Here is a 26,675-nt window from a genome sequence, read left to right as displayed (position 1 = left end):
TCACGCCGTGAATGCGATGTGCAAGACGATAGCACACAGCGTGCGCGCAACAGCGCACCTTGGGGCCCATATTCGCGCCGACACTACGCTGCCAGCAGGTGATACAGGTTGCGCAGCATGCCGGCCGTCGCACCCCAGATGAAGTGATAACCAGCGTCTGGGGCTTGGTCAGATCGCCCGGATCGTCGATAAGGCATCGCATAGAAACGACGCACACGGTCTTCCCACCGCAGCTCGCGCACTTCGTGGTTGGCCGGGTCCATCAAGAAGGCCAGCGGCACCTCAAACACCTCGGCCACTTCGCTAGGGTCGGGTTGAAGGGTGAAATCGGGCGCCAGCAATCCGACAATCGGGCTCACGTGGAAACCCGTCCCGGTGATGTAGTCAGGCAGGCGACCGATCACCTCAATGTGATTTGCACTGATGCCGACCTCTTCCATCGTCTCGCGCAACGCCGTGTCGACCATGTCGAGGTCAAAGTCTTCCCGCCCGCCGCCCGGAAAGCTGACCTGGCCGGCATGTTGGCTAAGCGACGCATTGCGTTGGGTCAGCAGCACCGTCAGACCTGCCTCGCGCTGCACCAGCGGCACCAACACCGCCGCCTCGCGCAATTTGAGCGAAGCATCGATCAAGCGGGATTCATCCGTCTGCTCCGGTTGCCAGTCGGGCGGCATCTGCAGCCGCGCGCGTACGAACTCGGCGGTCAATCGCGCGACCCCGAGCGCCGGCAACGATGCCTCGGTCGGCACCACCGGCAACTGCTCAGGATCGAACACGGGACGGCGCATCGGATGGGACTGAATGGTGATGGGCTGACGACATATATGCGGTCAATCTTCCGCCGCAAAAGAGAAAAAAGGCACCCGAAGGTGCCTTTTCGCAACGCGTGCAGATTACTCCGCTGCGGCTTCCTTGCGCTTGAAGGTCAGCTTCTCCTTGATGCGTGCCGACTTGCCCGAGCGTTGGCGCAGGTAGTACAGCTTCGCACGGCGCACATCACCGCGACGCTTCACTTCGATGCTGGCAAGCAGCGGCGAGTACAGCTGGAACGTACGCTCCACACCTTCGCCAGAAGAGATCTTGCGAACGATGAACGACGAATTCAGGCCACGATTGCGCTTGGCAATCACCACGCCTTCATACGCCTGCACACGCTTGCGGGTGCCTTCAACGACGTTCACGTTGACGATCACGGTGTCGCCAGGGGCGAACGGGGGGATCGTCTTGTTGGCCGTCAGGCGCTTGATTTCTTCCTGCTCGATTTGCTCGATGAGATTCATCTTTTTCTCCTTGACCATCGTGCCGGCGTTTTGCCCAGTCGGTAGACCGCGGCCCCGGTAGAGGATGGGAACTTCACTTGGCCGAGCCTTCCGGTATGGAAGCCTCTGACCCCTTTGCCGTTATCGCCGCGGCAGCGAGGAAAACCTCATCGCTGCGGGACAACAAACCCTGCTTGCGCGCCGCCTCGATCAGATCGGGCCGCTTGCGCATCGTATTCAACAGCGCCTGCTGGCGGCGCCACTTCTCAATCTCGGCATGGTGGCCACCCAGCAGCACATCGGGCACACGCACACCTTCGTACTCTTCCGGCCGCGTGTAGTGCGGGCAATCCAGCAAACCGTTGACGAAACTGTCTTGCACCGCCGACTGCGCATCGCCCAGCACGCCGGGCAACTGCCGGACCACGGCGTCGATGATCGCCATCGCTGCAAGCTCTCCGCCGGAAAGAACGAAATCGCCAAGGCTGATTTCTTCATCTACGCGACGGTCGACCAGACGTTGATCGATCGCTTCGTAACGGCCACACAGCAACGTGAGGGCCGGCAGTTGCGCCAGCTCCATCACCCGCTTGTGTGTAAGCGGCTTGCCTTGCGGCGACAGCAACACCACATGCGCAGGCGCCGGCGCTTGCGCCTCGTGAATCGCATCCAGCGCGGCTTCCAGCGGTTTGGCCAACATCACCATGCCTGGACCACCGCCGTAAGGGCGATCGTCCACGGTGCGGTAGTTGTCCGTCGTGAAATCGCGCGGGTTCCAGGTGCGCAACGTGTACACCTGCTGCTTGGCTGCACGGCTGGTGATCCCCCAGTCCGTCAGCGCCCGGAACATGTCCGGAAACAGCGAGACGACGTCGAACTGCATCGCCGAATTCTCCGGCCGCATGTTCAGTAATCCAGACCCCAGTCGACGACGATGCGCTTGCCTGCGACATCCACCGACTTCACGTAAACCTCGACAAATGGCACGAGCCGCTCGACGCCGCCTTCACCGACGATACGCAGGATTTGATGCGCACCGTTGTCGATCAGGCCGCCCACCGTGCCAAGCGTTTCTTGTTGCTCGTTGACGACCGTCGCGCCGATCAAATCGACCCAGTAGAACTCGTCATCGTCCGGCTCGGGAAAATCGGCCCGGCTGACCCACACGGCATAGCCGCGCAGTGCCTCGGCGACATTTCGATCGGGCGCGGCAGGCGAACCCGCCACCACCGTGCCGCTATGCTCACGCGACGTACCGACGGGAAACACCCGCCAGTCTGCCAAGGTTGCCAGTGCGCCAGCAGCCGGCTTGAGCCACCAGGTGCGAGCATTCAGCAACGCGTCAGCATCGCCGTGCAACTGGACCTTGATCCAACCGCGAATACCGTAGGCTCCACCGACATAACCCACCTCGACTAGATCGTCGGGGAGCGTCGGGTTGGTGCCCGCGCCCGGGCGCATGGCTTGCAGCCGTTCAGCAACCTTTTGCGAGGTTGCCTGCGTTGCAGCAGCCACAGGACCCGGCCGTGTCGATGCGGCGCGCGTCACAGCAGGAAGTGCTCGGACGGCACCGTCGATCGACGCATGCTAAAACTTAGGCAGCAGCTTTCTTGCCGTTTTGCTTCACCAGACGGGCAACCGTCGGCGACAGTTGTGCGCCCACGCCTTCCCAGTAGGTCAGGCGGTCTTGCACGATGCGCAGACCTTCTTCGCCTTCACCGGCGAGCGGGTTGTAGAAACCGACGCGCTCGATGAAACGGCCATCACGGCGGTTACGCGAGTCGGTCGCAACGATATTGAAGAACGGGCGCTTCTTGGAGCCACCGCGGGCCAGACGGATCACGACCATGGATCTATTCCTTGAAAAACTGGGTATGCGTACAGAGAAACACGCAAGTATAGCGCAATTTCTCCGACCAAACAAACACTTAGGCGTAGCGAATAAAGATGCCGGGCGGCACGCGCAGCAGGGACGGTACGTAAAGCCCGCCATTGTGGTCGCAGCTTGGCTTGGTGCAGTGACTGCGGCGCTCGCCAAGCTCCCCATCGAGACACTCCACGTACCCCCCGGCTTCCGTGTCGAGGTGCTAACGGACGCGATGCCGGCCGCACGTGAAATGGCGCTTTCTCCAGCCGGCATTCTCTATGTCGGGAGCCGCGCCGGCAAAGTCTATGCGATGTCGTTGCAGACGCCGAATGCGCCCATCCATGTGGTGGCGTCAGGGCTGCAACTCCCAGTAGGCGTGGCATGGCGTGACGGCAACCTTTATGTTTCTGCGGTTTCGCGTGTGTTGCGGCTCGATGGCATCGACAAGCGACTCAGCAATCCACCCGAGCCGATGGTCATCAACGACAAGTTGCCAACGGAAACGCATCACGGTTGGAAATTCATCGCATTCGGGCCGGACGGAAAACTGTATGTGCCCGTTGGCGCACCCTGCAATATCTGCCGCCCCGATGAAAACCGGTACGCCAACATCATGCGCATGAACGCCGACGGCAGCGGACTGGAACTGGTGGCGCGCGGCATTCGCAACACGGTCGGCTTCGACTGGCACCCGACTACGCACGAATTGTGGTTCACCGACAACGGACGTGATCTGATGGGTGACGACGTGCCCGACGACGAGCTGAACCGCATCACTCAACCCAATCCGCACTTCGGCTACCCGTTCTGCCACGCGGGCAACATTCCAGACCCAGAATTCGGCGCTGGGCACCCGTGCAGCAACTACGTGCCGCCTGTCGCCAGGCTCGGGGCGCACGTGGCGGCGTTGGGCATGCGGTTCTATGCGGGGGGCAGCTTTCCGGCGGAGTACCGAAACAATATCTTCATTGCCGAGCACGGCTCGTGGAACCGATCGTCAAAGGTGGGCTACCGCGTCATGCGCATCGCGTTGGACGTTGCCGGCAATGTGACGAAGCAGGAACCGTTCGCTCACGGCTGGCTGCAGGGCGAACAGGCATGGGGACGTCCAGCCGATGTGCTGGTGGCACCTGACGGCAGCTTGCTCGTTTCGGACGACCTAGCCGGCGCTGTGTATCGCATCCGCTACACCGGGAAATGACCTAGGCGTCGCCCCTCGCCATGGCAAAGCGTGCACGAAACATCTCGTTACACGGGTAACGTTCGGACAGTGGATGCCTGCTGAGTGAAGCCTTACATTGACAAGCATGAACACGCGCCGTCGATCTCTGTTGCACACACCGGAAACACGCGGCGCGTGGCCCTCTCGAATCCTTGCCCGACAGGAGATAGCCATGCCGATTCGCGCATTGCTTCGCCCCTTGGCGGCAGGCGTTCTGATCGTCGCCTCTGCGGGCGCTGTGGCTGGCAACGCATCGGCGCGTCGAGCCGCCGTCGCCTTTGCAGAATCCGCCATGCCCGTCTGGACGCAAACGGCACAGACGATGCCGCAGGAACGTCCGTTGGTGGCGCAATTCTTTGCCGACACGCGTAGCGAGCAGGCCGCCCGCATCCGCGCGCAAATGGAGCGCATGGAAGCACGCGCCCGCGCCGATGATCGCCTCAATGGTCGGGTTCAACCTCGGGACGGCGGCGGCCGCGGCGACTGGCAGCAACAGCAAGAACGCATGCGCCAGGAACGCGGCAACGGCGACCAAGGTAACTGGCGCGGCTCGCGCCGGGGCTGACACACACCGCCGTATTTCGCATCCCGGAACTTGGCGGGAGCACCTGAGTCGGATTGGAGGCCACGTGCACAGGTTTGGCGTGCCCGTGACATCACACCAATCACAACGACAACAGGTGCTCCAATGTCATTTCCTCTCCACCGCCATGTGCGGTTTATCCTCGCTCTGGTCTGGACCACGGCCTTTATGCTGATGCTCGCCCACCTGCTCTACGGTGAAGTCGGCTCGCGCCATCAGACACCTCAGCTACAGCAGGACTCGACGGTGTCGATGAGCGTGCCGTCGCTGCGTCCGGTTCCGATTTAGTGACTCTGCCCTTCCTGCCGCAAGCGCCTCGCAGCGCTGCGCGCGTCCGGCCGAACTGACGGCCTCTTCTTCCAGTTGCTGATACGTCTTTATGACGCGCTCCCGGCGCCGCCATTTTGGCTGCGCCGCGGCTGATGTTGGGCGTAGAATGCGCGGCGCAGCTCTTGCCGTGTGTTCACCGCCCGCTATGCCTACAACCGCTCTTCAGAAAAAATCCAAGCTGCTGACCGTACTGCTCGCCTTCCTGTTCGGAAGCGTGGGCGCGCACCGCTTCTATCTCAAGGGCAAACGCGATTTCTGGGCTTGGTCGCAAGTGCTTGCCATGGTGCTCGGTGCGATTGGCGTGGCGCTGCTGTGGTCGACGCAGCGTGCGAGCGTCCCGGGTTGGGTCTGCGCAATAATCGGTGGATCTTCAGTGCTCGCGGGCTATCTGTCTGCGCTGGTCTACGGCCTGCGCCCCGACGAAAAATGGGATGCGCAATTCAATGCCGACGGCGCGCCCACACATTCGGGCTGGCCTGTCGTGCTGCTCAGCATCTTCACGCTGATGATCGGCACGGGCCTGCTGATGGCCGGCCTCGCCATCACCTTCCAGACGTATTTCGAAACGCAGGTGCAGGCGGCGAAAGAGCTGTCGCAGTAGTCAAAACAGACTGCCTTGGCGTTCGTCAACGAGCTTGCTTGACTTGACGGTGCGCGCGGGCGGTTTGAACTGCGACGTGTCGAGCACCAGTTCGTTGTACCGGTGGTAACTGAAGCCGAGCCTGTCGGCGGTCTTGTAGAAACGCTGCCGCAATAAGTCCGCCCAGATGCCGGTGCCGCGCATGCGCGTGGCGAAATCCGCCTTGTAATCGTGCCCGCCGTGCAGGTCGCGGATACGGTTCATCACGCGTTGCGCCCGGTCGGGAAAATGTGCCATCAGCCAATCCTGAAATACCGCGTTCAGCTCGTTCGGCAAGCGCAACACGATGTAGCTCGCGTATGAGGCGCCCGCTTCGCGCGCGGCTTCCAGAATCTGCTCCATATGATCGTCGGTGATGAAGGGGATCATCGGCGCGACGCTGACACCCACCGGAATACCCGCCTCGGCCAGCGTGCGAATGGTGCGCAAGCGGCGCGATGGCGTGGCGGCGCGAGGCTCGAGCTTGCGCGCCAGCTCGGCGTCGAGCGTGGTGATGGTCACGGCGGCTACGACGAGGTTTTTTTCTGCCATCGGTGCGAGCAGATCGATGTCACGCTCAATCAATGTCGACTTGGTGATGAGCCCGACCGGGTGATCACAATCGTGCAGCACCTGCAGCACGTCGCGCGTGATGCGCAGCTCGCGCTCGATGGGCTGATACGCATCGGTGTTCACGCCCAGCGCAATTGCCTCGCAGCGGTAGCTGGGCTTGGCCAGCGTTTCGCGCAGCACCTCGGCGGCATTGGTCTTGGCGAACAGCTTGGTCTCGAAATCGAGACCCGGCGACAACTCCAGGTACGCGTGCGTCGGCCGCGCAAAGCAATACACGCAACCGTGTTCACAGCCACGATACGGGTTGAGCGACACCCCAAACGGAATATCCGGCGACTGGTTATGGCTCAGGATCGAGCGGGCGCGTTCGATGGAGACGGAGGTCTGGATGCGCGCCGGCGCGTCGTCCGGATCGAGATGCCCGACGAGCGGTTGCCAGCCATCGTCGACGCGCGTGCGTTCGTCGCGTTCGAAGCGGCCTTGCAGATTGGAAGTGGCGCCGCGTCCCTTGCGGGGGACGTGGCGATCGGACATATCGGACACAGCGGAAACAAATTGGATGCGGGGGCTTGATGATCCTATCGCATCCGCTCCCGCTGCGCTTCGGGTGACGCTGGCTACGCCTCGGGATCGAGCTTCACTTCCCACAGCGATTTGCCGTCGAGATCGTGGAGCGACACGTGCATCGTGCGCGTGGCCGGGTCGATCTTGGCGCGGCCGTAATACTGCTGCAGGGCAGCAGGCGACTGGTTCTGCGGATTGTCCTTGGGAATGCTGATGTAACGCAGGTCCGGCCCAAAGGTTGGGTCCACTACGTTCGGCCCGAACGTGCCTGCATTGATCGGCCCGCCGACGAATTCCCAGAACGGTTTGAACTCCGTGAACTTTGCGCGCGACGGGTGGTAGTACGTGGCCTGTGCGTAGTGCACGTCAGCCGTTACCCACACCACGTTCTGGATGTTCTCCTGATTGATGAAGCGCAGGATCTCGGCCAACTCAAGTTCGCGGCCCGACGGCGCACCGTCATCCGCATTCGCCCACGCTTCGTAGGTGCCTTTGGGCACATCGGGGTTCAGATCGGGCACCACCAGCGAGATCGGCATGTCGCTGGCAATCACCTTCCACGTCGCATTCGACTGCTTGAGCGATTGCTTCAGCCACGCCGTCTGTACCGGACCAAGGAAGGCCGAGTCGGCATCCAGCCGAGACTGGCGGTTCGGCGAGTTACGCCCGCGGTAGCTGCGCTCATCCAGCATGAACACGTCGAGCAGCGGGCCGTACTGGAACGCGCGGTAGATCTGCTCTGGGTCGATTGGATTGAAGCGGAACGGGTTGTACTCGAACATCGCCTGCTTCGCACGCGCGGCCAATAGCGACGCACTGCGCTCCTGGTAGCGCTTCTCTTCCGGGCCGATCTGCTGGCCGGGGTACCAGTTGTTGCGCACCTCGTGGTCGTCCCACTGCACGAGGAACGGCACCTCGGCGGAAAACGCGCGCTTGTTCTTGTCCAGCTGGTTGTAGGCGAAGGCGCCGCGGTAGTCGTCGAGCGTCTGTGCAACGTGCGACTTCGCCTCGGTGACGAGGTTCGTCCACAGCGAGCCGTCGGGCAGTTTCACCTCGGCCTGGATCGGGCCGTCGGCATAGATCTGGTCGCCGGAGTGAATGAAGAAGTCGGGCGATTCGCGACGCATCGCTTCGTACAGACGATAGCCGCCGAAACGCTCGTTGATGCCCCAGCCCTGGCCGGCCTCGTCGCCAGAGAAGACAAAGCAGACCGGGCGATTGGCCGACACGGGCGCCGTGCGAAAACGGCCGGTGACTGGCTCGCTAAACGCCTTGTCGTGCACGAGATCCTGGAAGCGGACGCGGTAGAACAGGTCAGCGCCGGCAGGCAGGCCCGTCGGGTCAACGCGGGCTGTGAGGCCGCCGCTTTCGAGCGCTACTGGGCCAACGCGGCGCGCGAGATTCTTGAAGGCGGCGTCTGTCGAATATTCGACGATCATGCGCGCAGGGCGGTCGGTGCGGCTCCAGACGATGGCGCTGTCAGCCGTGATATCGCCGCTCATCACACCGCCAGGCAGTTGGGGGCGCAGGCGCTCGGACGTCACTGCAGCTGGCGCGACGCCCTGCGCCAGCACATCGCTAATACGCGAGCCCAGCAACGCGGTACCGCTGGCGGAAACGAGACCCTTGATCAGCGTGCGGCGGGTCGGCTTGACGATCGGCTGGTCGGACATGCGGGCTCCGGTGTCTTTAATGAGATACCGGCCAGCCTAAGGCGTTTGCGTGACAACGCTACGTCACCCGCTCGCTTCTGTCACATCGATGGCGAGCGTCTCCTTGATCTCCTCCATCACGATGTAACTCTTGGACTGCACGGCGCCCGGCAACTGCAGCAGGATGTCGCCCAGCAAGCGGCGGTATTCGCTCATCTCGCGAATGCGCGCCTTGATGAGGTAGTCGAAATCGCCGGAGACGAGGTGGCACTCCAGCACTTCGGGAATGCGCAGCACCTCGCGCCGGAACTGCTCGAACATATTGCCGGATTTGCTGCCCAGGCTGATCTCCACAAACACCAGCAGCGATGCACCCAGCATGGCTGGATTGAGCCGCGCGTAGTAACCCAGGATGAAATGCTCGCGCTCCAGCCGTTTGACGCGCTCGATGCACGGCGTGATGGTCAGGCCGACCGCCTCGGACAGCTCCTTCATCGACAGCCTTCCGTCTTTTTGCAGCAGATCGAGGATGCGCCGATCGAGCTTATCGAGGGCCCGGACAGGCTTGCGCTGGGTTCGCATGGTTGAAAACGCCTCAAAATCGAAGTTGTTTCTGTTTCCCTGAAATATACAGAAACAATTACTAGTGTTGTGCGAATACGATAGCGACATCTATCGCAAATGCATCTCCGGGGAGTATCACCATGCGCGTGCTCGTTCTTGGCAGCGGCGTGATTGGCGTCAGCAGCGCCTATTACCTGGCCCGCGCGGGCCATGAAGTCACCGTCGTCGACCGCGAAGCCGGTCCGGCGCTGGAGACGAGCTTTGCCAACGCTGGTCAGATCTCGCCGGGCTACGCGTCGCCGTGGGCCGCCCCGGGCGTACCGCTCAAGGCCATCAAGTGGATGTTTCAGCAGCACGCGCCGCTCTCCATCCGCCCCGACGGCACCCTCTTCCAGCTCAAGTGGATGTGGCAGATGCTGCGCAACTGCGACGCTGCCAGCTATGCGCAAAATAAAGAGCGCATGGTCCGCCTGGCCGAGTACAGCCGCGACTGCATCCGCGACCTGCGCGCCGACACCGGCATCGCCTACGAAGGCCGCCAGCAAGGCACGTTGCAAATCTTCCGCACCCAGCAACAGCTCGACGGCGCCGCGAATGACATCGCCGTGCTCGAGCGTGCTGGTGTGCCCTACGAACTGCTTTCGCGCGACGACCTCGTGCGCAGTGAACCAGGCCTGGCCTCGACCCGCCACAAGCTGGCCGGTGGCTTGCGCCTACCCAATGACGAAACGGGCGATTGCCAGCTCTTCACCACGCGCCTGGCAGCGATGGCGGAAAAGCTCGGCGTACGCTTCCGTTTCAACAGCACGATCAACAGCCTCATCTTCAAGAACGACGTCGTGCGTGGCGCGCTGGTCGACGGCCAGCCGATCGACGCCGACCTGGTCGTCGTGGCGCTGGGCAGCTACAGCACGCCGTTCCTGAAGAACCTAGTGAACGTGCCGGTCTACCCGCTCAAGGGTTTCTCAATCACCGTACCGATGACGGATGCGGAGAAGAGCCCCGTGTCCACCATCCTGGACGAGACCTACAAAGTAGCCGTGACGCGCTTTGACGACCGCATCCGTGTGGGTGGCATGGCGCAGATCGTCGGCTACGACAAGCGCCTCGACCCGGGCAAGCGCAAGACGCTGGAGTTCGTGGTCAACGATCTGTTCCCGGGTGCAGGTGATGTGTCGCGCGCGTCGTTCTGGACCGGCCTGCGCCCGATGACGCCGGACGGCACGCCCATCGTCGGCCAGACGCCGGTGCGTGGCCTGTGGCTCAACACGGGCCACGGCACGCTGGGGTGGACCATGGCATGCGGCTCGGGCAAGCTGCTGTCGGATCTGGTGTCCGGCCGCTCGCCTGCCATCCGCTCGGATGACCTGTCGGTGTATCGCTACCTGGGCGGCACGCCGATGCCAGCGGCCAAGCCCGCGCTGGCCTGATCGCCTACGCTGTTGGCAATGAAAAAGGGAGGCCGAAGCCTCCCTTTTTTGTCCCGCTGACACCGCTTAGAACTGCGCTTCGGGCACCGCACCGATCGTCTCGCCGCCCGTCAGCACGCTCTGCGCAATACCCGGCGCCTGCGTGAGCAACACGTCAGCGAACACGCGCGCCGTGGCGATCTTCGCGCCGTAGAAGTTCGGGTCTTCGCTCTCGCGGTCGATGGCCACCAGCAGCGCACGCGCCATCTGCCAGCCCGACAGCACGATGCCGCACAGGCGCAGATACGGCACGCTGCCCGCGAACACGGCGTTCGGCTGCGCCTTGGTCTGCGCGACCACAAAGCGCACCACCGATTCAAGCGCCTCACGGCCGGCTGCCAAACGCACACGCATCGCGTCGCAATGCGCACCGACCTTCGCCGCCAGGGCCGCTTCCACCTTGGCGATTTCCGCGCAGATGCCCAACGCCACTGCGCCGCCGTCACGCACCGTCTTACGGCCGATCAGGTCGTTGGCCTGGATGGCCGTGGTGCCTTCGTAGATCGGCAGGATGCGTGCATCACGATAGAACTGCGCTGCGCCCGTCTCTTCGATAAAGCCCATGCCGCCGTGCACCTGCACGCCCATGCTGGTGACGTCAATCGACATCTCCGTGCTCCAGCCCTTCACGATCGGCACCAGGAATTCGTACAGCGCTGCGTTCTGCTTGCGTGCAGCTTCGTCGGCAGCATGATGGCCAGCATCGCACGCTGCGGCGGCCACGTAAGCCAGCGCGCGAGCGCCTTCGGTCATGGCACGCATCGTCAGCAGCATGCGCTTGACGTCGGGGTGGTGAATGATGGGCACGGCCTTGGCAGCAGAGCCATCTACCGGGCGGCTCTGCACGCGGTCGCGTGCATAGGCGACAGCCTTCTGATACGCGCGCTCCGACACGCCGATGCCCTGCATGCCCACCGCATAACGCGCCGCGTTCATCATGATGAACATGTATTCCAGGCCGCGGTTTTCTTCGCCGACCAGCGTGCCGATCGCGCCGCCGTTGTCGCCAAATTGCAGCACGGCCGTCGGGCTCGCCTTGATGCCGAGCTTGTGTTCGATCGACACGCAGTGCGCATCGTTGCGCGCACCCAGCGAGCCGTCTTCATTGACCATGAACTTCGGCACCACGAACAGCGAGATGCCCTTCACGCCCTCCGGTGCGCCCGGCGTGCGCGCCAGCACAAGGTGGACGATGTTCTCGGCCATGTCGTGCTCGCCCCAGGTGATGAAGATCTTCGTGCCGAAGATCTTGAACGTGCCGTCGCCTACCGGCTCGGCGCGCGTGCGCACGAGTGCCAGGTCGGAGCCGGCTTGCGGCTCGGTCAGGTTCATCGTGCCCGTCCATTCGCCCGAGATGAGCTTGGGGACGAAAAGCTGTTTCTGCTCTTCGGTGCCAGCCGTCAGCAATGCCTCGATGGCGCCGTCCGTCAACAACGGGCACAGTGCGAACGACAGGTTGGCTGCGTTCAGCATTTCGATACACGCCGTGGCGATCAGCTTCGGCAGGCCCTGGCCGCCGTATTCCAGCGGATGCTGCACGCCCTGCCAGCCGCCTTGGCCGAACTGGGCGAACGCTTCCTTGAAGCCCGCCGTGGCCGTGACGACGCCGTCCTTCCAGCTGCTCGGGTTACGGTCGCCATCCACATTCAGCGGCGCAACCACTTCACCGGTAAAGCGCGCGCTTTCTTCCAGCACGGCCTGCGCCGTATCGGCGGTAGCGTCTTCAAAGCCGGGCAGCTTGGCGACGTTGTCCAGGCCGGCCAACTCGTTCATCACGAACAGCATGTCCTTGACGGGAGCTTGATAGGTCATGTCTCTCTCCAACTCTTGTGAAGCGCGATCAGGACAGTGCCTCATCGAGTGCGTGACGCACTCTCCTGATGGCGCTCACGTATAAAAAAGCCGTTTCCAAACAGGTCGGAAACGGCTTTGCGTCGGGCGTTGCAGCGCGCATCAAGTGAAGCGCGCTGCGCAGTGCAATCAGCCCAGTGCGGTCACCAGCTCCGGCACGACAGCGTTCAGATCGCCCACGAGGCCGTAGTCAGCCACCTGGAAGATCGGCGCTTCCGGATCCTTGTTGATCGCCACGATCACCTTCGAATCCTTCATGCCGGCCAGGTGTTGGATCGCGCCCGAGATACCGACGGCGATGTACAGCTGCGGCGCCACGATCTTGCCGGTCTGGCCGACCTGGTAGTCGTTGGGCACAAAGCCGGCGTCCACTGCGGCACGCGAGGCGCCCAACGCTGCGCCCAGCTTGTCGGCCAGCGGCGTCAGTACCTTGGTGTAGTTCTCGCCCGAGCCCACGCCGCGGCCGCCCGACACGATGATCTTCGCGGCGGTCAGTTCCGGGCGATCGCTCTTCGTCACTTCACGCGAGACGAATTGCGAGATGCCGGCGTCTGCCACGGCGGTCAGGCTTTCGGTTGCAGCGGAGCCACCGGTTGCGGCAGCCGGGTCAAAGGCCGTACCACGCACGGTGATCACCTTCACCTTGTCGGCCGATTGCACGGTGGCAATCGCGTTGCCGGCGTAGATCGGGCGCTCGAAGGTATCCGGACCGTCGACCTTGGTGATGTCGGACAGTTGGGCCACGTCGAGCTTGGCGGCCACGCGCGGCAGGATGTTTTTGCCGTAGGCTGTGGCGGGCGCCAGGATGTGGCTGTAGTTGCCGGCGATGGCCAGGGCCTGCTCGGCGACGTTCTCGGCCAGGCCATCGGCAAACTGGGGCGCGTCGGCCACCAGCACCTTGGTCACGCCAGCCATCTGCGCGGCGGCCTGTGCAGCAGCGCCGCAGCCAGCGCCGGCCACCAGCACGTGGACGTCACCGCCGCATTGGGCGGCGGCCGTCACGGTGTTCAGCGTCGCGGCCTTGATGGATTGATTGTCGTGTTCAGCAATAACGAGTGCGGTCATCTTGATCTGCCTATTCGGTGTGCTTGAAGTTGCGTGCAAGTAGCGTGACCGCTTACAGCACCTTGGCTTCCGTCTTGAGCTTGGACACCAGCGTGGCCACATCGGGCACCATCACGCCGGCGCTGCGCTTGGCGGGCTCAACCACCTTCAGCGTCTTCAGGCGCGGGGCAACGTCCACGCCCAGGTCTTCGGGCTTGACCGTGTCGAGCGGCTTTTTCTTCGCCTTCATGATGTTCGGCAGCGTCACATAGCGCGGCTCGTTCAGGCGCAGGTCGGTGGTAACCACGGCCGGCAGCTTGACCGACAGGGTTTCCAGGCCGCCGTCCACTTCACGCGTGACCGAGGCCTTGCCGTCGGCAATCTGCACCTTCGAGGCAAACGTCGCTTGCGGCAGGCCGGCCAGCGCAGCCAGCATCTGGCCGGTCTGGTTTGCGTCGTCGTCAATCGCCTGCTTGCCGAGAATGATCAACTGCGGCTGCTCTTTGTCGACCAGCGCCTTCAGCAGCTTGGCCACAGCCAGCGGCTGCAGTTCTTCAGCGGTTTCGACCAAAATGCCGCGATCGGCACCGATGGCCATGGCGGTGCGCAGGGTTTCCTGGCACTGCGTCACGCCGCACGACACGGCGATCACTTCGGTAGCGACGCCCGCTTCCTTCAGGCGAACCGCCTCTTCCACGGCGATCTCGTCGAACGGGTTCATGCTCATCTTGACGTTGGCAAGATCGACACCGCTGCCGTCCGTCTTCACGCGAACCTTCACGTTGTAATCGATCACGCGCTTGACTGCGACCAGGACTTTCATGCGCTCACTCCACTAATTGATAAGACGATTTTGCAAAACGCCGGCCATTATAAGGGGGGCCGGTCGCTCGCGTAATTTTTCCGAACGGTCGTGCTATTTTAACCGCGAAAATTTGCCGGACGCCAGTCAAACGTCCGGCAACGAGTTGGGGGAAACCCTCTAACCGTGTGTAAAAGTGCTTACCAAGCCACGATCACGGCGTCTTTGTACTTGGCTTTCACAAACGCCTTCACCGCATCCGAGTGGTAGGCCTTGACCAGCTTGGCGACCCACGGCTGATCCTTGTCAGCGGCACGCACGGCAATCACATTGGCGTACGGGCCCTTGGGGCTTTCGATGGCGATGCCATCCTTGGTCGGGTCCAGGTTGGCTTTCTCGGCGTAGTTACCGTTGACGGCGGCGGCATCCAGATCATCCAGCGAGCGCGGCAGTTGCGCGGCATCCAACTCGACAAACTTCAGCTTCTTCGGGTTCTCGGCCACATCGCGCGGCGAGGCCTTGAAACCCGCGTTCGGCTTGAGCTTGATCACGCCTTGCGATTGCAGCAGCAGCAGCGCGCGGCCGCCGTTGGTGGGGTCGTTCGGCAGGCCGAAGCGCGCACCGTCCTTCAGTTCCTTCGGCGACTTGATCTTCTTCGAGTAGATCCCCATCGGGAACGTGATGGTCTGACCGACACTCACGAACTTATAGCCGCGCGTGGCAATCTGGTCGTCCAGATACGGCTGGTGCTGATAGCTGTTGGCATCCAGGTCACCGGCTGCCAAGGCCGCGTTCGGTTGGATGTAATCGTTGAACTCGACGATCTGGAGCTTCAGGCCGTCCTTCTCGGCGACCTTCTTCACTTCTTCCATGATCTCGGCGTGCGGGCCGGCGGTCACGCCGATCTTGATCGGCTTGCTTTGCGCGAGCGCGCTGCCTGCGACCAGTGCCAATGCGGCGCCAAGGCTCGCGGACCATTGCAGCAGTTGACGGCGATTCATTGCGTTTCCTCGTTGTGTCTGTCGATTGGGTGATTAACGGTGGCTCAGGCGGCGCACGAGCCAATCGCCCGTCGATTGCACCGCCTGCACAAAGACGATCAGGATGACGACCACCGCCAGCATGATGTCCGATTCATAGCGCTGATAACCGTAGCGGATGCCCAGATCCCCGAGGCCGCCGCCGCCGATGGTGCCAGCCATGGCCGAGTAGCCGACGAGGCTGACGAAGGTGATCGTCAGGCCGGCGAGGATGCCCGGCATCGCCTCGGGCAACAACACCTTGTAGACGAGCTGGCCGGTCGTCGCGCCCATCGACTGCGCGGCTTCGATCAGGCCACGGTCCACTTCGCGCAGCGCAGTCTCGACCAAGCGCGCAACAAACGGAATCGCAGCAATCGTGAGCGGCACGATGGCCGCGGCGGTGCCGATGGACGAGCCCGCCAGCAGGCGGGTGAACGGAATCACCGCGACCAGCAGGATGATGAACGGCACCGAGCGCACGGCATTGACGACGAGGCCTGCCACGCGGTTGAACACCGGCGCCGACAGCACGCCGCCCGAAGTCGTCAGATACAGCAGTACGCCCAACGGCACGCCAAACAGCGCACCAATGCCACCGGACACGCCGACCATGGCGAGCGTTTCCCAGAAGGCCGGCAGAAACAGGTCGGTCAGGTCAGACCACATGATTGATCTCCTCGACCACCACGCCTTGCTCGCGCAGGAAACTCATTGCGTTGTTGATGTCAGCGGTTTCGCCCGACGCCAGGATCGCCAGCGAGCCGAAGGCCTGGCCCTGGATCTCGTCGATATGGCCGTGCAGGATGTTGAAGTCGAGCCCGTAGTTGCGGATCGCCTGCGCCAGCACCGGCTGGTCTACGCCTGCGCCCGTAAAGGCGAGACGGAACAGATGATCACGGCCACCTCGCTCGCGTGCTGTGAGGCGGCTTTCTACGCGCGCCAGAACGGAGGGCGGCAACTCTTGCGAGATCACCTCGCCGATGAGCGCGCGCGTCACGTCATGCTCAGGCTTCAGGAACACGTCGATCACGCGGCCCAGTTCCACTACCCGGCCGGCGTCGAGTACCGCCACGCGGTCGCACACCTGCTTGATGACTTCCATCTGGTGCGTGATCAGCACGATGGTCAACCCCAATTCGCAGTTGATCTTGCGCAGCAGGTCAAGAATCGAGCGCGTCGTCTCCGGGTCCAGCGCGGAGGTCGCCTCGTCGGAAAGCAGAACATCCGGCTGGCTCGCCAGCGCGCGGGCGATGCCAACGCGCTGCTTCTGACCACCGGAAATCTGCGCGGGGTAGCGGTCCTTATGCGCGGACAGGCCCACCAGTTCCAGCAGTGGCAAGACGATCTCGCGGATGCGTTCGCGCGATGTGCCGGCCAACTCCAGCGGCAACGCCACGTTGTCGTACACGGTGCGCGACGACAGCAAATTGAAGTGCTGGAAGATCATGCCGATCTTGCGGCGCGCCTGGCGCAGGCCGTCGGCATTGAGTGCGGTGAGCTCCTGTCCCGCCACGGTGACGGTGCCGGAGGTCGGCCGGTTCAGCAGATTGATGACGCGAACCAGCGTGCTCTTACCCGCGCCGCTGCGGCCGATGATGCCGAAAATCTCGCCCCGATTGATGGTCAGGTCGACGTCGCGCAGCGCTTGGACGTCATGGCCGCCCGCTCCCCGAAAGTGCTGCGATATCCCCTTGAGTTTGATCATGCGTACAGACAAAAACGGCAACCGCCCTGTGCCTAGGCCGTTGCCGTCTCTTTTTTGTTTGAATGAGGCGCTAGTGTAAGGCAGACCCTACATGCGAGGAACGATTCTTTAACGATGTCTTTATTACTTTTTCGAATGTCATCAACGATTCGTCATCGTCGCTGGCCTAAAGCTCCGCCAGCGCCTTGATGTGCGCCACCACGCTGCGGCCCAGCGCACTGAGGTTGTAGCCACCCTCCAGGCAACTGACAATGCGGCCCTTGGCGTGCGTGCGCGCCACTTGCATGAGTTGCTTCGTAATCCACGCGTAGTCCGCCTCGACCAGGCCCATCTGGCCCAGATCATCTTCGCGGTGCGCATCGAAGCCGGCGGAAATGAACAGCATCTCCGGCTGGAACGCCTCCAGACGCGGCAACCAGATCGTTTCCACCACCTCACGCACGGTCAGGCCATTGGTGTATGCCGGCAGCGGGATGTTCACCATATTGGCCGCCACCGTCTCGGAGCCGGAATACGGATAGAACGGGTGCTGGAAGATGCTGCACATCAGCACGCGCGGCTCATCGATGAACGCTGCTTCGGTGCCGTTGCCGTGGTGCACGTCAAAGTCGACGATCGCCACGCGCTGCAAGCCGTGATGGTCCAGCGCATGACGCGCGGCGACCGCCACATTGTTGAAGAAGCAGAAGCCCATTGCGCGCCCCGGCTCGGCATGGTGGCCGGGTGGGCGCACGCTGCAGAAGGCGTTTTCCAGCTCGCCGGCGATGACCTTGTCGGTGGCATCCACCGCGGCACCTGCAGCGAGCACCGCGGCCATATAGGTGTGCGGGTTCATCGAGGTGTCGGGATCGATCGGCATATAGCCGGCAATCGGCACGCTGGCCACCAGTTCGCGCACGTATTCGCTGCGATGGACGCGGCACAGCTGCGCTTCGGTGGCGGGCGGCGCCTCGCAGGGAACGAGCAGGTCGTCGATGCGGCTGGCGATGAGTTGATCTTCGATCGCGCGCAGGCGGTCCGGGCATTCGGGATGGTGCGGCCCCATCTCGTGCCGGAGGAATTCAGGATGCGTGTAGAGGCCGGTCGCCATGTTGTTGTGATCCGGTGTGTTTCAGTGTCTCCAGCCGCTACGTTAGCACGGCGGTGCGACAACGCCGCACGCCCCGGGGCGATCCAACAGACGCATCCGCTACAATGCCCCGATCCCGTATGAAGCCTGCCCATGAGCCAATCGCCTTCTTCCCGTCGTCCCGTATTGCGCGCCCTGGTGGCTGGCGCAGCGCTCTCCGCGCTCTCTTTCCCGGCGCTCTCGCTGGCTGCCAAGAAAGCCGCCAAATCGCCCAAGCGCCGCGTCGCGGTGCATGAAGAAGAGATCGACCCCGATCGTTATCGCAACAACCCGCAAACGCAGGCCTTCATCGGCATGCTGGTCGCTCAGTACAACTTTGACCGGACATCGCTCGATACGCTGTTTGCGGGCACGGCCTATTCCGCCACCGTGGCACGCCTGATCCTGCCGCCGGTCACGCCCGCGCGTCGCAGCTGGACGGCCTATCGCGGCCGCTTCATCGAGCCGATCCGCATTGGCGCCGGCGTACGGTTCTGGCAGCAATACGGCGACACGCTGCGCCGCGCGGAGAACGAATTCGGCGTACCGGCCGACGTGATCGTGGGCATCCTGGGCGTCGAGACCATTTACGGCCGAGACATGGGCAACTTCCGCGTGATGGACGCGCTGTCCACGCTGGCCTTCGACTACCCCGACACGCCCAACCGCGAAGACCGCAGCACGATGTTCCGCAACCAGCTGAAGGACTTCCTGCTCTGGTGCCGAGACACGGGCGCGGATGCGTTTTCGATCCTTGGCTCATATGCGGGCGCGGTCGGCATTCCGCAATTCATGCCGACCAGCATCCGCGAATACGCCATCGATTACGACCGGGACGGCCACATCGATCTGCGCAACAGCGCGGTAGACGCCATCGGCAGCGTCGCGCGCTTCCTGCAGATGCACGGCTGGGAACCAAACCGCCCCGTGATGTGGAACATTGCTGGCGATGCCGACAGCCAGGGCATCGCGGCGGCGGCGGCAGACGGCCAACCGTATCCCGGCATGACGCTGTCCAGGCTCACACGCGCCGGTCTGGCGCTGGCTCCGGGCGTCGATGCCGCACGCGAGCAGGAAACCGAAGTGCTGATGATCGATCTACCCACGCCGGGTCAGCCGACCGAGTACCGCGTCGGCCTGCGCAACTTCTACGTGCTCACGCGCTACAACCGCAGCTTCTTCTACGCGGCTGCGGTGTACGAGTTGGGCCAGGCCGTACGGCAGGCGATGCAGGGTTGATCCGCCGTCAGTGCAAATAAAAAGCGCAGCTTCGGCTGCGCTTTTTATTTGGCGATGCGGCGTACCGTCAGGCAGGGAAGACGCCCGTCGACAGGTAACGATCGCCTCGGTCGCACACCACGAAAACGATCGTGGCGTTTTCAACTTCCTCTGCCACACGCAGCGCCACGCACAACGCACCCGCCGCAGAGATCCCACAAAAAATGCCTTCTTCGCGAGCCATGCGACGTGCCATGTGTTCGGCGTCGGACTGGCTCACCGACTCGGTACGATCGATGTACTTCGGATCGTAAATCTTTGGCATGTACGCCTCGGGCCACTTGCGGATGCCCGGAATGCGCGAACCTTCTTCCGGCTGTGCGCCCACGATCTGAATGTCGGCGTTCTTCTCTTTCAGGAAGCGCGAGACACCAGTAATCGTGCCCGTCGTCCCCATCGCCGAGACGAAATGCGTGATGCGGCCTTCGGTGTCGCGCCACAGTTCGGGCCCGGTGGTCTCGTAATGCGCAAGCGGGTTGTCCGGGTTGGCAAATTGATCGAGGATGACGCCCTTGCCTTCCTTTTCCATCGCGTCGGCCAGGTCGCGTGCGTATTCCATGCCGCCCTTGACGGGGGTGAGAATGATCTCCGCGCCGTAAGCAGCCATGCTCTGGCGGCGTTCCACCGACAGATCTTCCGGCATGATCAGCACCATCTTGTAACCACGCACGGCGGCGGCCATGGCCAGGGCAATGCCCGTGTTGCCGGACGTGGACTCGATCAGCGTGTCACCCGGCTTGATGCGGCCACGCGCTTCGGCGTGCTTGATCATGGACAGCGCGGGGCGATCCTTGACCGAGCCGGCCGGGTTATTGCCCTCGAGTTTGCCGAGGATGACATTGCCGCGGCGCGCGTTGCCTTCGCCGGGAATGCGTTGGAGCTGAACCAGCGGCGTGTTGCCGATGGTGTCTTCGATGGTGAGATAGGCCATGATGCGTGGGGGACGGGAATCCAGCCATTGTAATGCAGCCAAAATCCCTGCCCCGCACATGGCAAAACGCCCCGCTCGGGGTGGGGCGTTGTCGGCAGGATGGCTGCCCCGCTTACTTCTTCTTCGCGTCCTTACCGTCCTTCTTGGCGGTGGTCGGTACCGGTGCCGGTGCTCCAAAAGTCAGCCCTTCGTTTTCCAGCTTGGCGAGCGTCTTGTCGCCAATGCCGGCCACGCGAGCCTTGAAGTCGGTGGCGTCTTTGTACGGGCCGTTCTTGGTGCGCTCTTCAATGATCGATTTGGAACGCTTGGGGCCGATGCCGGACAACGTTTCCAGCGCAGCGTGATCTGCGGTATTCACGTCTACCGCAGCCCACGAGGCGGACAGCATCGACAGCGACATCAAGGCGGTGGCCAACAGCTTCTTCAACATGTGCTTCTCCTTGGTATAGGGAATAAAAAACCGCCACGTGAGCGGCGGTTTCGGCACATCTTAAAGAGCATCCTGGCGATGCCCCTGCGCGCGGACAAAAAGTCACACGCTGTCTGATTCTTGAAACGACTGAGCGGTCAGGCCGGCTGCTTCAACAGCCACTGGCAGTAACGCTCCACGCCTTCCTGGACCGTCAGGAACGGTGCCGTGTAACCTGCCGCGCGCAGGCGCGACTGGTCAGCCTGCGTGAAGCACTGGTACTTGCCACGCAACGCATCGGGAAATTTTACGTATTCGATCAGGCCTTCCTGTGCCAGCTCTTCGGTGGAAAGCGCAGGCTTGCCTTCCGCTGCGCGCAATGTGTTCACGACCGTCGTGGCGATGTCGTTGAACGGCTGCGCACGGCCCGTGCCGAGATTGAAGATGCCAGACTTGTCCGGATTGTCGAAGAAGAACAGGTTGACCTTCACCACATCTTCCACCGACACGAAATCGCGCATCTGACCGCCCTGCGGGTAGCCGTTGTACTCGCCGAACAGCTTGACAGTCCCTTCTGCGAGGAACTGGTTGAAGTTGTGGAATGCCACCGACGCCATGCGACCCTTGTGCTGCTCGCGCGGGCCGTAGACGTTGAAGTAGCGGAAGCCGACGATCTGCGACAGCGCCGTCGGCATGACACGGCGCACGATCTGGTCGAACAGCAGCTTGGAATACCCATACACGTTGAGCGGCCGCTCGAACTCGGGCTCTTCGCGGAACGTTTCCGACGCGCCGTACGTGGCAGCCGACGAGGCATAGAGAAACTGCACGCCTTGGTCCAAGCACGCGCGCATCACTGCCAGCGAGTAGCGGTAATTGTTGTCCATCATGTAGCGGCCATCGGTCTCCATGGTGTCGGAGCAGGCGCCCTCATGGAAGATCGCGCGGACTTTGCCGAACTCGCCGCGCGCAAAGCGTTCGACAAAATCGGTCTTGTCCAGGTAGTCGCTGATCTGGCAGTCGACGATGTTCTTGAACTTGTCGGCCCGCGTGAGGTTGTCGACGGCGATGATGTCGGTCTCGCCGCGCTCGTTCAGGCCTTTAACGATGTTGGCGCCGATAAAGCCGGCCGCGCCGGTGACGATGATGGTCATGATCTGTTGATCGGATGATCAGTTAAAGAGTTCTGCGTGCGTGACGACAGCCGTGCCCAGCTTGCCGACGACGATGCCGCCTGCGCGATTCGCGTACTGCACGGCTTCCTTGATGTTGGCGCCCGCGCCCAGCAACGCGGCCAGCGTGGCGATCACGGTATCGCCTGCGCCCGAGACGTCGAACACTTCCCGTGCCTGCGCTGACACGTGCAACACCTCGTGCTCGGTATAAAGCGTCATGCCTTCTTCCGAGCGCGTAAGCAGCAGTGCCTCCAGCTGCAGTTCGCGGCGCAGGTTTTGTGCACGGATGGTGAGGTCCTGCTCGGATTTCCACGAGCCCACCACCTGGCGCATTTCAGCGCGGTTGGGCGTAATCATGGTTGCGCCCTTGTAGCGCGAATAATCGTCGCCCTTCGGGTCGACCAGCACGCGGCGGCCGGCGTGGCGCGACATCTCGATCATCTTGCCGACGTGCGTGAGACCGCCCTTACCGTAGTCCGACAGCACCACCACGTCGTGCTGCGGCACCAGCATGGCGAAACGATCGAGCACCGACATCAGCACTTCGTGCGTGGGCGCATTTTCAAAGTCAACGCGTATCAATTGTTGCTGACGTGCCAGCACGCGCAGCTTGATCGTCGTGTTGACCGCCGGATCGCGATGCAGGTGACCCGTAACGTGGCTCTCGCCAAGCAGCGTTTCGATGGTGCGGCCCGGTTCGTCGTCGCCAATCACCCCGAGCATGGTGGCCTGTGCGCCCAGTGCCGCCACGTTGCGCGCCACGTTGGCGGCACCACCAAGGCGTTCTTCCTGGCGCTTGATCTGAACGACCGGTACCGGTGCTTCCGGCGAAATCCGATCGACGTCTCCAAACCAGTAGCGGTCGAGCATCATGTCGCCGACCACGAGAATGCGGGCGGCGTGGATCTGTTCGGAAGCGAGCGTGGTCATGGGTCTGGACGTCGGCAGTGGCCGGTGGGTCTCGGTGATTACGATTGGGTGGAGCGCCCGATGGCCTGGTATTCAAAGCCCGCATCGCGCATGGCTTGCGGCTCGAACAGATTGCGGCCGTCGAACACCATCGGCGTCTTCAACAGGGCCTTTACGGCGTTGAAATCCGGGCTGCGGAATGCCTTCCACTCGGTCACGATGACCAGCGCATCGGCATTCTTGAGCGCGTCCATCTGACCGGCGCAGAACGTCACGCGTTCCAGTTGCTCGGCAGAAAGATCGAGCGCCAGCGCATGGCGGGCTTCTTCCATCGCAACCGGGTCATACACTTGCACGCGCGCACCGCGCGCCAGCAGCGCGCCAATCAGGATGCGGCTCGGTGCTTCGCGCATATCGTCAGTATTCGGCTTGAAAGCCAGGCCCCAGATGGCGAACGTGCGGCCGGTCAGGTCGGCGCCCATGCGGTCTTCGATCTTGCCGACCAGCACTTCCTTCTGCTTGTCATTGACGGCTTCAACGGCTTCGAGCACGTGCAGCGTCTGGCCGTACTCCTGCGCCGTGCGCACCAGCGCCTGCACGTCCTTGGGGAAGCACGAACCGCCGTAGCCGGTGCCAGCGTAGAGGAAGCTGTAGCCGATACGCGGGTCGGAGCCGATGCCCAGGCGAACGAGTTCGATATCCGCCCCCACCTTGTCAGCCAGATTGGCCATCTCGTTCATGAACGAGATGCGCGTGGCCAGCATCGAATTGGCCGCGTATTTGGTGAACTCGGCGGAGCGCACGTCCATGTAGAACGTGCGCTCATGGTTGCGGTTGAACGGCGCGTACAACGTGCGCATGATGGCCTTTGCGCGCAGGCCATCGTTATCGCCATACGTGCCGAGCACGATGCGGTCCGGGCGCATGAAGTCGTCCACCGCAGCACCTTCTTTCAGGAATTCGGGGTTCGACACCACCGAAAAGCCGATGTCCGACTTGCCGCGCGTTGCCAGCACTTCGCCAACCGCGGCGCGCACCTTGTCGCCCGTTCCCACCGGCACCGTCGATTTGTCGACGATCACCTTGAAGCCCGCCATGTGCTGGGCGATGTTGCGCGCGGCCGCCAGCACGTACTTCAGGTCGGCGGAGCCGTCTTCATCGGGCGGCGTGCCCACGGCGATGAATTGCACGTCGCCGTGTGCCACGCTGGCAGCCACGTCAGTCGAAAACTGGATGCGGCCGGCCGCGCGGTTGCGCTCGATCAGCTCCTTCAGGCCCGGTTCGTAGATGGGCACGCCGCCGGCGTTGAGCAGGTCGATCTTCTTCTGGTCGACGTCGAGGCAGAACACATCGTTGCCCAGCTCCGCCAAACATGCGCCGGTGACCAGACCGACATAACCGCTACCGATGATGGTGATTTTCATACGAACACTTGAAGATTAAAAAAGCGCCAGCGCGGCCGCTACAAGCAGGCCGCGCCGGACTGAATTACATGCTGGCACCGCCGCTGCCGCCGAGCGTCTCGGTACGGCGCGGTGCATACGTTTCCCAACGATTGCAGCCAGGGCACTGCCAATAGAACAGACGCGCGCGGAAACCGCACTCCTGGCAGGTATAGCGCGCCAGATTGCGCGTACGGCTTTGCAGCAAATCGCGAATGGCGCCGAGATCCTGCGCGCGCTGGATATCGGCATTGCTGCCCGCTTCAACGGGGTCTGCCAGCGCACTTTCGGCGGCGTCGGCCGCCGCGGGTGCTTCACTGCCAACCGCCTCGGACGCGCGGGTTGCTTCGGCTTCCACGAGCCGCGTCAACGCCATCAACGACGGCTGACGACGGATCTGATCGCGCATCAGCGCCACGGCATCGTCAATACCGTGCACATCCAATTCGTACTTGTAGACCGTATCGAGCAGTTCGGGGCCCAGGCGCGCGTCCATCTTGGAGCGCAGCCATGCGAGTCCCTCGGCGGCGCGGCCAAGCTGCGTGTACGCCTTCATCAGGCGTTCAGCCACCAACGGCAAGAAGGCCGTGTTTTGCTGTTCGATGCTGCGCCAACGCTTGATGGCGCCTTCAACATCGCCCTGCCCTTGCGCCACGTCGCCCAACTGAATGGTGGCGCGCACGTTCTTCGGATTCTCCTGCAGCGCACGCTCCAGCCATTCGACGGCGGTCGGTACGTCCTTGCGCTGCAGCGCTTCCTGGGCGACTTCGCAGCAAAACTGCGCGATCTGCACGGCGTAATCCTTGCCTTGCAGCTTCTGCAATTCACGCGCTGCTTCAATGGCCTTGCGCCACTCCTTTTCGACCTCGTACAACTCGAGCAGCACGCGCTTGGCCGGCTCAGCGAATGTGCCCTCCATCAGCATGCGCAGGGATTCCTCTGCGCGATCCAGCAGGCCGGCGCGCAGGAAATCCTGCCCCAGTTCAAACAGCGCGTGATCGCGCTCATTGGGGGGAAGATCCGGGCGATTGACGAGATTTTGGTGAACGCGGATGGCGCGCTCGGTTTCACCGCGGCGGCGGAACAGGCTACCGAGCGCAAAGTGCAGCTCCGTGGTCTCCGGGTCCAGACGCGCAACTTCAATGAAAGCGTCGATAGCCTTGTCCGGCTGCTCGTTGAGCAGGAAATTGAGCCCCTTGAAGTACGAGCGCGGCAGCGACGATTGTTCGGTGCGCAACTGGCGGGCATCGAGCCGCGCAGCCACCCAGCCCAAGCCAAACACCAGGGGGATGGCCAACAGCCACCAGAGATCAAAATCCATGCGTCAGACCTTGGGGCCGGGAACGTGATACGGAGAATCGGCGACAACGGGCGTGGGCACCTCGGTCACCTCATCCGCCTTCTTCATGCGACCGATCTGGCGGCGCAAGCGGCTTGCCGTAAAGCGATGTCGCATCACACGCGGAGCCATGGCCAGCATGGCCAACAAGATGCCGGCGACAAAGAACGCCAAGGCGATCAGGATCAGCGGTGCATGCCAGACCACGCCAAACGGCAGCACGAGCGAGACTTCCGCCGTGTTGTGCAGTGCCAGCACGAAGAGCAGCACGAACAACAGAATGCGGATGACCCAGACGAGAAATTTCATGCGGATTCGGAAACGGGCGGCGGTGCAACAGCCGGAAACGGCGCGATTGCCGGGTTGTGCCGCATTGTAGCGGATTCATATGGCGGCCAGCCACGCCAGGCTTGGCGGCAGACAAGCATCGCCGGAATAAAAAACGCCCCGGCAAGCGGGGCGTTCCTGAAGCTACCAAATGCTACCTAGGCTTAGCGCGACATTGCCAGCGGCACCGCCGTGTCTACCGGAAAACCAGCAGCCTGACGGGTGCTGTCAGCCTGTCTCGAAGCCTTTACCGTCGCGAGCGACACGGCAGGCTCGCCCTCCAAAGAAGGCTCGCCTTGCCGCTCCAGGCTGCGGTCAACCCGTTCGCGCAACTCCTTGCCCGCCTTGAAGTGAGGCACCCGCTTTTCGGGTACCAGCACTTTCTCGCCAGACTTGGGATTGCGACCGACACGCGGCGGACGACGATTCAGACCGAAGCTTCCGAATCCGCGGATCTCGATGCGGTGGCCGTCCGCCAGGGCGTCGGACATCGCATCCAGGATCGTCTTGACCGCGATATCGGCATCCCGCAGCAGCAGCTGCGGAAAGCGAGCGGCCAGCTTTTCCACGAGTTCGGACTTGGTCATGGGCATCTTGCGCGCGTCCTCGTCGTTCTTTAGGGTCGACCCGG

At 62.8% G+C, this 26,675-nt stretch carries 29 protein-coding genes; 6 read left to right on the top strand and 23 right to left on the bottom strand.

From position 1 onward, the window contains the following. Nucleotides 1-83 precede the first annotated feature (83 nt). The 5 genes from ACU8YE_RS01410 to rpsP form a co-directional block, all read right to left on the bottom strand. Nucleotides 84-788, bottom strand: coding sequence for a CoA pyrophosphatase (locus ACU8YE_RS01410; protein ID WP_316878041.1), 705 nt, complete (start codon nucleotides 786-788; stop codon nucleotides 84-86). Between the two features lie 105 nt (nucleotides 789-893). Continuing rightward, nucleotides 894-1,280, bottom strand: coding sequence for a 50S ribosomal protein L19 (rplS, locus tag ACU8YE_RS01405; protein WP_004629138.1), 387 nt, complete (start codon nucleotides 1,278-1,280; stop codon nucleotides 894-896). 73 nt (nucleotides 1,281-1,353) lie between these two features. Continuing rightward, nucleotides 1,354-2,142, bottom strand: a complete 789-nt coding sequence (gene trmD / locus ACU8YE_RS01400; RefSeq protein ID WP_440076815.1) for a tRNA (guanosine(37)-N1)-methyltransferase TrmD — start codon at nucleotides 2,140-2,142, stop codon at nucleotides 1,354-1,356. Nucleotides 2,143-2,165: 23 nt separating this feature from the next. Beyond that, complete coding sequence (gene rimM, locus ACU8YE_RS01395; RefSeq protein ID WP_260803121.1) at nucleotides 2,166-2,720, bottom strand: ribosome maturation factor RimM; 555 nt, start codon at nucleotides 2,718-2,720, stop codon at nucleotides 2,166-2,168. 133 nt (nucleotides 2,721-2,853) lie between these two features. Then, nucleotides 2,854-3,108 (bottom strand): 30S ribosomal protein S16, encoded by a 255-nt coding sequence (gene rpsP / locus ACU8YE_RS01390; protein WP_024976244.1) that lies wholly within the window; start codon nucleotides 3,106-3,108, stop codon nucleotides 2,854-2,856. Between the two features lie 145 nt (nucleotides 3,109-3,253). Between rpsP and ACU8YE_RS01385 the strand changes: the two genes are divergently transcribed. From ACU8YE_RS01385 to ACU8YE_RS01370, 4 genes are all read left to right on the top strand, one after another. Then, on the top strand, nucleotides 3,254-4,327 hold the full coding sequence (locus tag ACU8YE_RS01385; RefSeq protein WP_414561393.1) for a PQQ-dependent sugar dehydrogenase: 1,074 nt from the start codon (nucleotides 3,254-3,256) through the stop codon (nucleotides 4,325-4,327). Between the two features lie 193 nt (nucleotides 4,328-4,520). Beyond that, the gene (locus ACU8YE_RS01380) at nucleotides 4,521-4,913 is read left to right on the top strand and encodes a hypothetical protein (protein ID WP_446927960.1); all 393 of its coding nucleotides are present in this window, start codon (nucleotides 4,521-4,523) and stop codon (nucleotides 4,911-4,913) included. Between the two features lie 123 nt (nucleotides 4,914-5,036). Further along, entirely contained in the window at nucleotides 5,037-5,219 is a 183-nt protein-coding gene (locus ACU8YE_RS01375) for a hypothetical protein (protein WP_446927959.1), read from the top strand. 187 nt (nucleotides 5,220-5,406) lie between these two features. Continuing rightward, complete coding sequence (locus tag ACU8YE_RS01370) at nucleotides 5,407-5,862, top strand: TM2 domain-containing protein (RefSeq protein ID WP_260802795.1); 456 nt, start codon at nucleotides 5,407-5,409, stop codon at nucleotides 5,860-5,862. Here the strand turns inward: ACU8YE_RS01370 and ACU8YE_RS01365 are convergent, their stop codons facing one another. From ACU8YE_RS01365 to ACU8YE_RS01355, 3 genes are all read right to left on the bottom strand, one after another. Then, nucleotides 5,863-6,987, bottom strand: coding sequence for a PA0069 family radical SAM protein (locus ACU8YE_RS01365; protein ID WP_446927958.1), 1,125 nt, complete (start codon nucleotides 6,985-6,987; stop codon nucleotides 5,863-5,865). Nucleotides 6,988-7,070: 83 nt separating this feature from the next. Beyond that, nucleotides 7,071-8,690 carry an alkaline phosphatase D family protein gene (locus ACU8YE_RS01360; protein WP_446927957.1) on the bottom strand — a complete coding sequence of 540 codons (1,620 nt, stop codon included), beginning with the start codon at nucleotides 8,688-8,690 and terminating at the stop codon, nucleotides 7,071-7,073. Between the two features lie 63 nt (nucleotides 8,691-8,753). Next, complete coding sequence (locus ACU8YE_RS01355) at nucleotides 8,754-9,251, bottom strand: Lrp/AsnC ligand binding domain-containing protein (RefSeq protein ID WP_232042307.1); 498 nt, start codon at nucleotides 9,249-9,251, stop codon at nucleotides 8,754-8,756. 122 nt (nucleotides 9,252-9,373) lie between these two features. Here ACU8YE_RS01355 and ACU8YE_RS01350 point away from each other — a divergent pair, with 122 nt between their 5' ends. Further along, on the top strand, nucleotides 9,374-10,663 hold the full coding sequence (locus ACU8YE_RS01350) for a D-amino acid dehydrogenase (RefSeq protein ID WP_446927956.1): 1,290 nt from the start codon (nucleotides 9,374-9,376) through the stop codon (nucleotides 10,661-10,663). Nucleotides 10,664-10,729: 66 nt separating this feature from the next. Here the strand turns inward: ACU8YE_RS01350 and ACU8YE_RS01345 are convergent, their stop codons facing one another. The 7 genes from ACU8YE_RS01345 to ACU8YE_RS01315 form a co-directional block, all read right to left on the bottom strand. Continuing rightward, a complete protein-coding gene (locus tag ACU8YE_RS01345; protein ID WP_446927955.1) occupies nucleotides 10,730-12,514 on the bottom strand; it encodes an acyl-CoA dehydrogenase in 1,785 nt (594 codons plus the stop codon). 168 nt (nucleotides 12,515-12,682) lie between these two features. Next, nucleotides 12,683-13,618, bottom strand: a complete 936-nt coding sequence (locus tag ACU8YE_RS01340; RefSeq protein ID WP_446927954.1) for an electron transfer flavoprotein subunit alpha/FixB family protein — start codon at nucleotides 13,616-13,618, stop codon at nucleotides 12,683-12,685. A 52-nt stretch (nucleotides 13,619-13,670) separates the two neighbouring features. Continuing rightward, a complete protein-coding gene (locus ACU8YE_RS01335; protein WP_260802802.1) occupies nucleotides 13,671-14,420 on the bottom strand; it encodes an electron transfer flavoprotein subunit beta/FixA family protein in 750 nt (249 codons plus the stop codon). A gap of 179 nt (nucleotides 14,421-14,599) precedes the next feature. After that, nucleotides 14,600-15,400: a MetQ/NlpA family ABC transporter substrate-binding protein gene (locus ACU8YE_RS01330; protein WP_446927953.1), complete on the bottom strand. Its 801-nt coding sequence runs from the start codon at nucleotides 15,398-15,400 to the stop codon at nucleotides 14,600-14,602. Between the two features lie 33 nt (nucleotides 15,401-15,433). Beyond that, nucleotides 15,434-16,087 (bottom strand): methionine ABC transporter permease, encoded by a 654-nt coding sequence (locus tag ACU8YE_RS01325; RefSeq protein WP_012761567.1) that lies wholly within the window; start codon nucleotides 16,085-16,087, stop codon nucleotides 15,434-15,436. Then, nucleotides 16,077-17,126 carry a methionine ABC transporter ATP-binding protein gene (locus ACU8YE_RS01320; protein ID WP_446927952.1) on the bottom strand — a complete coding sequence of 350 codons (1,050 nt, stop codon included), beginning with the start codon at nucleotides 17,124-17,126 and terminating at the stop codon, nucleotides 16,077-16,079. The genes ACU8YE_RS01325 and ACU8YE_RS01320 overlap by 11 nt, the downstream gene beginning before the upstream one ends. Nucleotides 17,127-17,292: 166 nt before the next feature. Then, nucleotides 17,293-18,216 carry a histone deacetylase family protein gene (locus ACU8YE_RS01315; RefSeq protein WP_322016365.1) on the bottom strand — a complete coding sequence of 308 codons (924 nt, stop codon included), beginning with the start codon at nucleotides 18,214-18,216 and terminating at the stop codon, nucleotides 17,293-17,295. Between the two features lie 132 nt (nucleotides 18,217-18,348). Here ACU8YE_RS01315 and mltB point away from each other — a divergent pair, with 132 nt between their 5' ends. Continuing rightward, nucleotides 18,349-19,473, top strand: coding sequence for a lytic murein transglycosylase B (gene mltB, locus ACU8YE_RS01310; RefSeq protein ID WP_446927951.1), 1,125 nt, complete (start codon nucleotides 18,349-18,351; stop codon nucleotides 19,471-19,473). Between the two features lie 67 nt (nucleotides 19,474-19,540). Here mltB and cysM read toward each other — a convergent pair whose 3' ends face one another. From cysM to ACU8YE_RS01270, 8 genes are all read right to left on the bottom strand, one after another. Next, nucleotides 19,541-20,443: a cysteine synthase CysM gene (cysM, locus tag ACU8YE_RS01305; protein WP_260802807.1), complete on the bottom strand. Its 903-nt coding sequence runs from the start codon at nucleotides 20,441-20,443 to the stop codon at nucleotides 19,541-19,543. 112 nt (nucleotides 20,444-20,555) lie between these two features. Further along, nucleotides 20,556-20,873 carry a ComEA family DNA-binding protein gene (locus tag ACU8YE_RS01300; protein WP_260802808.1) on the bottom strand — a complete coding sequence of 106 codons (318 nt, stop codon included), beginning with the start codon at nucleotides 20,871-20,873 and terminating at the stop codon, nucleotides 20,556-20,558. Between the two features lie 137 nt (nucleotides 20,874-21,010). Further along, complete coding sequence (gene rfaD, locus ACU8YE_RS01295) at nucleotides 21,011-22,006, bottom strand: ADP-glyceromanno-heptose 6-epimerase (protein ID WP_446927950.1); 996 nt, start codon at nucleotides 22,004-22,006, stop codon at nucleotides 21,011-21,013. 18 nt (nucleotides 22,007-22,024) lie between these two features. Next, the gene (rfaE1, locus tag ACU8YE_RS01290) at nucleotides 22,025-22,957 is read right to left on the bottom strand and encodes a D-glycero-beta-D-manno-heptose-7-phosphate kinase (RefSeq protein ID WP_260802809.1); all 933 of its coding nucleotides are present in this window, start codon (nucleotides 22,955-22,957) and stop codon (nucleotides 22,025-22,027) included. Between the two features lie 38 nt (nucleotides 22,958-22,995). Further along, entirely contained in the window at nucleotides 22,996-24,360 is a 1,365-nt protein-coding gene (locus tag ACU8YE_RS01285) for a UDP-glucose dehydrogenase family protein (protein ID WP_232042294.1), read from the bottom strand. A gap of 64 nt (nucleotides 24,361-24,424) precedes the next feature. Further along, nucleotides 24,425-25,699: a lipopolysaccharide assembly protein LapB gene (gene lapB / locus ACU8YE_RS01280; RefSeq protein ID WP_232042293.1), complete on the bottom strand. Its 1,275-nt coding sequence runs from the start codon at nucleotides 25,697-25,699 to the stop codon at nucleotides 24,425-24,427. Nucleotides 25,700-25,702: 3 nt separating this feature from the next. Further along, entirely contained in the window at nucleotides 25,703-26,026 is a 324-nt protein-coding gene (locus tag ACU8YE_RS01275; RefSeq protein ID WP_232042292.1) for a LapA family protein, read from the bottom strand. A gap of 182 nt (nucleotides 26,027-26,208) precedes the next feature. Then, entirely contained in the window at nucleotides 26,209-26,637 is a 429-nt protein-coding gene (locus tag ACU8YE_RS01270; RefSeq protein WP_045204506.1) for an integration host factor subunit beta, read from the bottom strand. Nucleotides 26,638-26,675: the final 38 nt, after the last annotated feature.

Source organism: Ralstonia sp. VS2407 (assembly GCF_052950655.1).
The sequence above is the reverse complement of the archived record's forward strand: the minus strand, read 5'-3'. Positions and strand labels throughout refer to the sequence as shown.

Bases quoted from the DNA above. Each gene is read 5' to 3' on its own strand.
- ACU8YE_RS01410 (WP_316878041.1), bottom strand. From the start codon at position 788: ATGCGCCGTCCCGTGTTCGATCCTGAGCAGTTGCCGGTGGTGCCGACC.
- rplS (WP_004629138.1), bottom strand. From the start codon at position 1,280: ATGAATCTCATCGAGCAAATCGAGCAGGAAGAAATCAAGCGCCTGACG.
- trmD (WP_440076815.1), bottom strand. From the start codon at position 2,142: ATGCAGTTCGACGTCGTCTCGCTGTTTCCGGACATGTTCCGGGCGCTG.
- rimM (WP_260803121.1), bottom strand. From the start codon at position 2,720: ATGCGCCCGGGCGCGGGCACCAACCCGACGCTCCCCGACGATCTAGTC.
- rpsP (WP_024976244.1), bottom strand. From the start codon at position 3,108: ATGGTCGTGATCCGTCTGGCCCGCGGTGGCTCCAAGAAGCGCCCGTTC.
- ACU8YE_RS01380 (WP_446927960.1), top strand. From the start codon at position 4,521: ATGCCGATTCGCGCATTGCTTCGCCCCTTGGCGGCAGGCGTTCTGATC.
- ACU8YE_RS01375 (WP_446927959.1), top strand. From the start codon at position 5,037: ATGTCATTTCCTCTCCACCGCCATGTGCGGTTTATCCTCGCTCTGGTC.
- ACU8YE_RS01370 (WP_260802795.1), top strand. From the start codon at position 5,407: ATGCCTACAACCGCTCTTCAGAAAAAATCCAAGCTGCTGACCGTACTG.
- ACU8YE_RS01365 (WP_446927958.1), bottom strand. From the start codon at position 6,987: ATGTCCGATCGCCACGTCCCCCGCAAGGGACGCGGCGCCACTTCCAAT.
- ACU8YE_RS01360 (WP_446927957.1), bottom strand. From the start codon at position 8,690: ATGTCCGACCAGCCGATCGTCAAGCCGACCCGCCGCACGCTGATCAAG.
- ACU8YE_RS01355 (WP_232042307.1), bottom strand. From the start codon at position 9,251: ATGCGAACCCAGCGCAAGCCTGTCCGGGCCCTCGATAAGCTCGATCGG.
- ACU8YE_RS01350 (WP_446927956.1), top strand. From the start codon at position 9,374: ATGCGCGTGCTCGTTCTTGGCAGCGGCGTGATTGGCGTCAGCAGCGCC.
- ACU8YE_RS01345 (WP_446927955.1), bottom strand. From the start codon at position 12,514: ATGACCTATCAAGCTCCCGTCAAGGACATGCTGTTCGTGATGAACGAG.
- ACU8YE_RS01340 (WP_446927954.1), bottom strand. From the start codon at position 13,618: ATGACCGCACTCGTTATTGCTGAACACGACAATCAATCCATCAAGGCC.
- ACU8YE_RS01335 (WP_260802802.1), bottom strand. From the start codon at position 14,420: ATGAAAGTCCTGGTCGCAGTCAAGCGCGTGATCGATTACAACGTGAAG.
- ACU8YE_RS01330 (WP_446927953.1), bottom strand. From the start codon at position 15,400: ATGAATCGCCGTCAACTGCTGCAATGGTCCGCGAGCCTTGGCGCCGCA.
- ACU8YE_RS01325 (WP_012761567.1), bottom strand. From the start codon at position 16,087: ATGTGGTCTGACCTGACCGACCTGTTTCTGCCGGCCTTCTGGGAAACG.
- ACU8YE_RS01320 (WP_446927952.1), bottom strand. From the start codon at position 17,126: ATGATCAAACTCAAGGGGATATCGCAGCACTTTCGGGGAGCGGGCGGC.
- ACU8YE_RS01315 (WP_322016365.1), bottom strand. From the start codon at position 18,216: ATGGCGACCGGCCTCTACACGCATCCTGAATTCCTCCGGCACGAGATG.
- mltB (WP_446927951.1), top strand. From the start codon at position 18,349: ATGAGCCAATCGCCTTCTTCCCGTCGTCCCGTATTGCGCGCCCTGGTG.
- cysM (WP_260802807.1), bottom strand. From the start codon at position 20,443: ATGGCCTATCTCACCATCGAAGACACCATCGGCAACACGCCGCTGGTT.
- ACU8YE_RS01300 (WP_260802808.1), bottom strand. From the start codon at position 20,873: ATGTTGAAGAAGCTGTTGGCCACCGCCTTGATGTCGCTGTCGATGCTG.
- rfaD (WP_446927950.1), bottom strand. From the start codon at position 22,006: ATGACCATCATCGTCACCGGCGCGGCCGGCTTTATCGGCGCCAACATC.
- rfaE1 (WP_260802809.1), bottom strand. From the start codon at position 22,957: ATGACCACGCTCGCTTCCGAACAGATCCACGCCGCCCGCATTCTCGTG.
- ACU8YE_RS01285 (WP_232042294.1), bottom strand. From the start codon at position 24,360: ATGAAAATCACCATCATCGGTAGCGGTTATGTCGGTCTGGTCACCGGC.
- lapB (WP_232042293.1), bottom strand. From the start codon at position 25,699: ATGGATTTTGATCTCTGGTGGCTGTTGGCCATCCCCCTGGTGTTTGGC.
- ACU8YE_RS01275 (WP_232042292.1), bottom strand. From the start codon at position 26,026: ATGAAATTTCTCGTCTGGGTCATCCGCATTCTGTTGTTCGTGCTGCTC.
- ACU8YE_RS01270 (WP_045204506.1), bottom strand. From the start codon at position 26,637: ATGCCCATGACCAAGTCCGAACTCGTGGAAAAGCTGGCCGCTCGCTTT.